At 66.7% G+C, this 4,026-nt stretch carries 6 protein-coding genes and 1 pseudogene; 4 read left to right on the forward strand and 3 right to left on the reverse strand.

The window, feature by feature from the left end; genetic code table 11:
• Positions 1–847, forward strand: a pseudogene (locus tag MKK58_RS04345) (hypothetical protein); the annotation flags it as partial.
• 43 nt (positions 848–890) lie between these two features.
• Here MKK58_RS04345 and MKK58_RS04350 read toward each other — a convergent pair.
• A complete protein-coding gene (locus MKK58_RS04350; RefSeq protein ID WP_243910940.1) occupies positions 891–1,109 on the reverse strand; it encodes a hypothetical protein in 219 nt (72 codons plus the stop codon).
• Between the two features lie 672 nt (positions 1,110–1,781).
• On the opposite strand from MKK58_RS04350, the gene MKK58_RS04355 reads away from it, so the two are divergent.
• Positions 1,782–1,925 (forward strand): hypothetical protein, encoded by a 144-nt coding sequence (locus tag MKK58_RS04355; RefSeq protein ID WP_243910941.1) that lies wholly within the window; start codon positions 1,782–1,784, stop codon positions 1,923–1,925.
• A 62-nt stretch (positions 1,926–1,987) separates the two neighbouring features.
• Here the strand turns inward: MKK58_RS04355 and MKK58_RS04360 are convergent, their stop codons facing one another.
• Positions 1,988–2,257, reverse strand: a complete 270-nt coding sequence (locus MKK58_RS04360; RefSeq protein WP_243910942.1) for a hypothetical protein — start codon at positions 2,255–2,257, stop codon at positions 1,988–1,990.
• Positions 2,258–2,403: 146 nt separating this feature from the next.
• On the opposite strand from MKK58_RS04360, the gene MKK58_RS04365 reads away from it, so the two are divergent.
• Together MKK58_RS04365 and MKK58_RS04370 are read left to right on the forward strand one after the other, a co-directional pair.
• The gene (locus MKK58_RS04365; protein WP_243910943.1) at positions 2,404–3,192 is read left to right on the forward strand and encodes a phosphoadenosine phosphosulfate reductase family protein; all 789 of its coding nucleotides are present in this window, start codon (positions 2,404–2,406) and stop codon (positions 3,190–3,192) included.
• Positions 3,193–3,409: 217 nt separating this feature from the next.
• The gene (locus tag MKK58_RS04370; RefSeq protein ID WP_243910944.1) at positions 3,410–3,601 is read left to right on the forward strand and encodes a hypothetical protein; all 192 of its coding nucleotides are present in this window, start codon (positions 3,410–3,412) and stop codon (positions 3,599–3,601) included.
• Positions 3,602–3,606: 5 nt separating this feature from the next.
• On the opposite strand, the gene MKK58_RS26800 is transcribed toward MKK58_RS04370, so the two are convergent.
• Positions 3,607–3,927: a GCG_CRPN prefix-to-repeats domain-containing protein gene (locus MKK58_RS26800; protein ID WP_313899267.1), complete on the reverse strand. Its 321-nt coding sequence runs from the start codon at positions 3,925–3,927 to the stop codon at positions 3,607–3,609.
• Positions 3,928–4,026 lie beyond the last annotated feature (99 nt).

The following is a 4,026-nucleotide window of genomic DNA, read 5'->3' on the forward strand; positions in this document are numbered from 1 at the left end:
CCACCCCGATCCCGTGGCGGACGCCTGCCGCTGGCAGATTTGCGAGGGCGAGTTGATGCAGGCGATCGGCCGCGCCCGTGGCGTCAACCGAACCGCTGCCGACCCCCTCGCCATCGACATCATCGCCAACGTCGTCCTGCCCCTGACGGTGGACGTGGCCGAGCCCTGGAACCCTGCGGGGGAGGAAATCGAGATGCAGACCGAAGGCGTCGTTCTCGACAGCCCTGCCGATATGGCCGCCGCCTGGCCTGAGATTTGGCCCAGCGATGGCGCGGCCCGGAATTGGATCTACCGCCACGGCGGGGGGGCCGCCTCCCAAATTCACACCGTCACAGAACCCTATAAGGAGGACTCTTATATAGGGTTTCGTGACGGTGTGAGGTTTCGATACCAGCGCGCGGGTGCCCGCCAGAAGTGGCGCACCGGAGCCTTTGACCCCTCCGTCATCCCTAACCCCCGGGCATGGCTGGAAAGCCGCCTCGGCCCGATTGCAGGCTTCCATATCCTTGAGACTGCGCAGCCGGTCGCTGCGCCCGCCAGCCCGCCGCCACTGCACGCCGACAGGCTGGCCGCCGACATCAAGGCCCGGTTCCGCGCACGCCGCCAGCAGGCGCCCGCCACCCTGCAGCCAGCCGCCGGCTACGCGCCCGAGCTGGTCGCCGGCTTCCAGCTCGTCGCCGAGGCGCCGCCTGAGCCCTTCCGCCCGGCTCCTGTCAGGGTTGTGACTGCCCGGTTCGATCCCGCCGCACCAATCCGGTTTCCGCCCCTGATCGCCGGTCGCCTCGCAATGATGAATGCCGCCAAAGCAGCCGGTCGGGTCCGCACTGCGGAGATGGCTGAGCGATGAACCCAGCCGATACGCTCACACCGGGGACCGCCTTTCACCCAGGTCAGGTCTGGCTCGTCGGCTCAGTGGCCTCGACGGTATCCAGCAACTCGTCGCGGCTCATCCAGAGCACGCCTGCCTCCGAATGGAGGGCGTGCGCGATCAATCCCATGTTGATTTTGGTCTTCGCGGCATCGAGTGCTTTCTCGGAGCTTTCATGCTCCTCGTGGTTCCACTGCCCGCTCGTCTGGTTGGTCGCGTCGCCCCATTCCAAGATCCACATTTCAGCCTCCGCTTACTCGCGAGAAGCGATCAGCGTCCCATTGTGGTTCCAGCAGATCGTTCTGGCGTTCAAGGGTGCAGCTTCGCAGAACGCAGCTATGAGGCTGCGGCCTCTCAGAATGGCGTCACTGATCCCCGACGCGAAAACGGCGAGACCGCCACCCGCCTCCTTCACGTCGCCGAACGAGATCCCGGCGCTCTGTCCGAAGCCGCCCGCGCGCTCAACGCGATGGCGCCGATCGACAAGCGCCAAGTCTGGGCGAGCTACGCCCACCTTTCCCGAGCCACCTGAGGATCGAGCATCATGGTATCGCCCACGATCCCTACCGCCACTCTGGACCGCCTTGCGAAGCTCCTGCCCCGCCTTGCGAGCGAGCACGACGGGGAGGTGGTCGCAACGGCTCGTGCCATCGGTCGGACGCTCGCTGCGGTAGGGCTCGACTGGCACGCCCTCGCGGACGCCATCGAAGCCTCGCCTCTTGGAGCACCCAGGACGGCTACGCCGAAGCGCTCCTCGCCGCCGGCCGCCCCTCGGGAGAGTGATCCATCGGCGCCTTGCAGCAGGCCGGGGATGCGTTTGTGGGATACCCAGAGGATTGAGCCTTGGTGCCGGGCTGCCGGCTACGCTCTTACCCTCGACTGGACGATGCCGAAGGCGTTCGGAGGCCGCTTCTTGACCAAGGCCGAGCGGGATCGCCTCAAGGCGTTCGAACGCTCGGGCCGGGTCTCTAACGCCGATGCCGCCTGGATCGAGGAAGTCGTCGCCCTCGCGCACAAAGCCGCCGAAACGTGGCGTGCCAGGGGGAAAGCCGCATGACCGCCAACATGAAAACGGCGGGGCTTTCGCCCCGCCGCTGGCCGTCTCAATGGTCGAAGGGCTTAGCGCCTCGGGCCACCCGAGGTCTGGCCGTACTGCTGAACCACGAAGTTCGGCTGGTTGGCGTTGCCTTCCTGGGCAGAGTCGTGGCGGCGGCCATAGCCGATCGATCCGGTGGTGATGTCGTCGTAGCTGCGGCCCTCAAGGCCACCAGGCGCCGTCACGGAAGCGATGCCGGCAGGGGCCGTGTAGCTCTGGGCCAGAGCGGGCGAAGCAATCGCGCCAACGCTCAGGGCAACAGCAGCAACAGCAGAAACGATACGTGTGTTCATGGCACAATCCACTTGGGTTTGCGCGGTCTCCGTCGAAAGGCGGCTGGCCGTGACTTGTTCAGTGACCTTGATCTAGGCCCCTCTCAGCCGGAACGCCGTGCCGTTTGGCACTCGACCCCATGCCAAGCATTTCAAGGAGGTCAGGCATGACCGCCGCTCTCCCCGACCTCGTCGCCGCCTCGCGCGCCGCCATCGCGGACCTCTTCGCCCGCCACGACCGCGTGTTCCTGGCCTTCAGCGGCGGCAAGGACAGCATGACCATCCTGCACCTCTGCGAACCCTATCGCGACCGCCTGACCCTCGTTTGGGTCAACACCGGCCTCTCCGGCGACCGGATGACGGCGTTCGTGCGCAGCTTCGGCGATCGCTTCGACCTCATCGAATTGGCGCCCGAGCGGCCCGTAGAGGAGCAGTGGCGCGAACACGGTATCCCGGCCGTCGTGCTGCCCCTGGATCACATCGAGGGCGTGGACTTCCGGTCCCCTCGCCTTCAGCCCTGGCTCAGTTGCTGCGGGGCCAACCGTGTCCGACCGCTGCACGCTTTACTGGAGGCTCAGGCAGGCCCGTGCGCCGTCCTGAACGGCCAACGCCAGCAGGACCAGGGCGGGACCCCTGCCGGCCTCTCAGGGGTACTCCCTGCTACCGTGGAGGTGTCGCTACCGATCTGGGATTGGACCGACGCCGACGTACTCGCCTTTGTGGAGCAGGAGGGCATCCCCATGCACCCGCACTTCGCGGTGTCCCCGTCCTCGCCCGAGTGCCTGCGCTGCCCGGCCATCGGCTCCCGCGAGAAGATGAACCTCCTCGATCGGCACTACCCCGCAGACGCAGTTTTCGTCCGACAGGCAGGCCGCTACGCCCTCGGCCTCGCAGCCGCCAGGGCGATGGAGCTTGACGCTATCCTCGCCGAACCCACCACCCAGAGCCGGGCATGAACCTGGTTCACCCGTCCGACCTGGATGTGATTTTGAACTTACCCATCAGGAGCCCGATACAATGATCCGTCCCCGGACCACCGTACCTGTATCGGCGCCTCCTCAGGGACCGATCGCACCTTCGGCTCCACCTTGGCAGGAGGCCATCGTGCCGACTGCGGACGCCCTACTGAGCCTTGTCTCCGCTGTTGAGAGTGGGCCTACGGCAGGTCCTGCTGTGAAGGCTTTCCAGGCCGCGATCCGGCGAAAGGGCGAGGAAGCCTCAGCAGCGGGTGACGCCGAAGCCATGGAGGCCGCCCTGCGAATTGTCGCCGATGCCGCTCCTGACCGCGCTGAGCGTCGGGAAAGCATCATCGACAAGGCATGGGCAGGCTTGAACGGCTGGCGGTCCGAGGAGCACCAGCCGTGATGCCCTCAATAGCCGTCGTAGAACCGACGCGGGCGGTCGTAGTCGTAGCCACCTCTGCGGCCGTAGCCATCGCCGTAGCCGTAGGGCCGTCCCTCGTAGAACCGGCGAGGTCCGCCATAGCCGTAGCCGCGGTCATTCGGCCGGCAGTGGCCCCACGGATTGGGATGGAAGCCGGGGCCGCAGCCTCCGGCCGCGAGTTCGATCAAGGGCTCACCGCGGCTTTGTTCGAACGGGTCGAACGAGAGGTCAGCAGCCTTGGCCGAGGTTGCCAGACCGAGCCCGGCCCAGGTCGAGTGGCCCCGGCCTCGTCGGCACCAGCACCAGATCCGCAACGCGCATCGCTCCCAAGATGCTGTCCTCGGCATGGGGCGGCGTGTCGATGATAACCCGGCCGATCCCTTCACGCTTTGCCGCTGCGATCAGAT

Origin of the sequence: Methylobacterium sp. J-078 (genome assembly GCF_022829285.1) — a bacterium.
Taxonomy (GTDB): Bacteria; Pseudomonadota; Alphaproteobacteria; order Rhizobiales; family Beijerinckiaceae; genus Methylobacterium.

Coding starts and splice junctions, on each gene's coding strand:
- MKK58_RS04350 (WP_243910940.1), bottom strand. CDS start 1,109: ATGTGGATCTTGGAATGGGGCGACGCGACCAACCAGACGAGCGGGCAG.
- MKK58_RS04360 (WP_243910942.1), bottom strand. CDS start 2,257: ATGAACACACGTATCGTTTCTGCTGTTGCTGCTGTTGCCCTGAGCGTT.
- MKK58_RS04365 (WP_243910943.1), top strand. CDS start 2,404: ATGACCGCCGCTCTCCCCGACCTCGTCGCCGCCTCGCGCGCCGCCATC.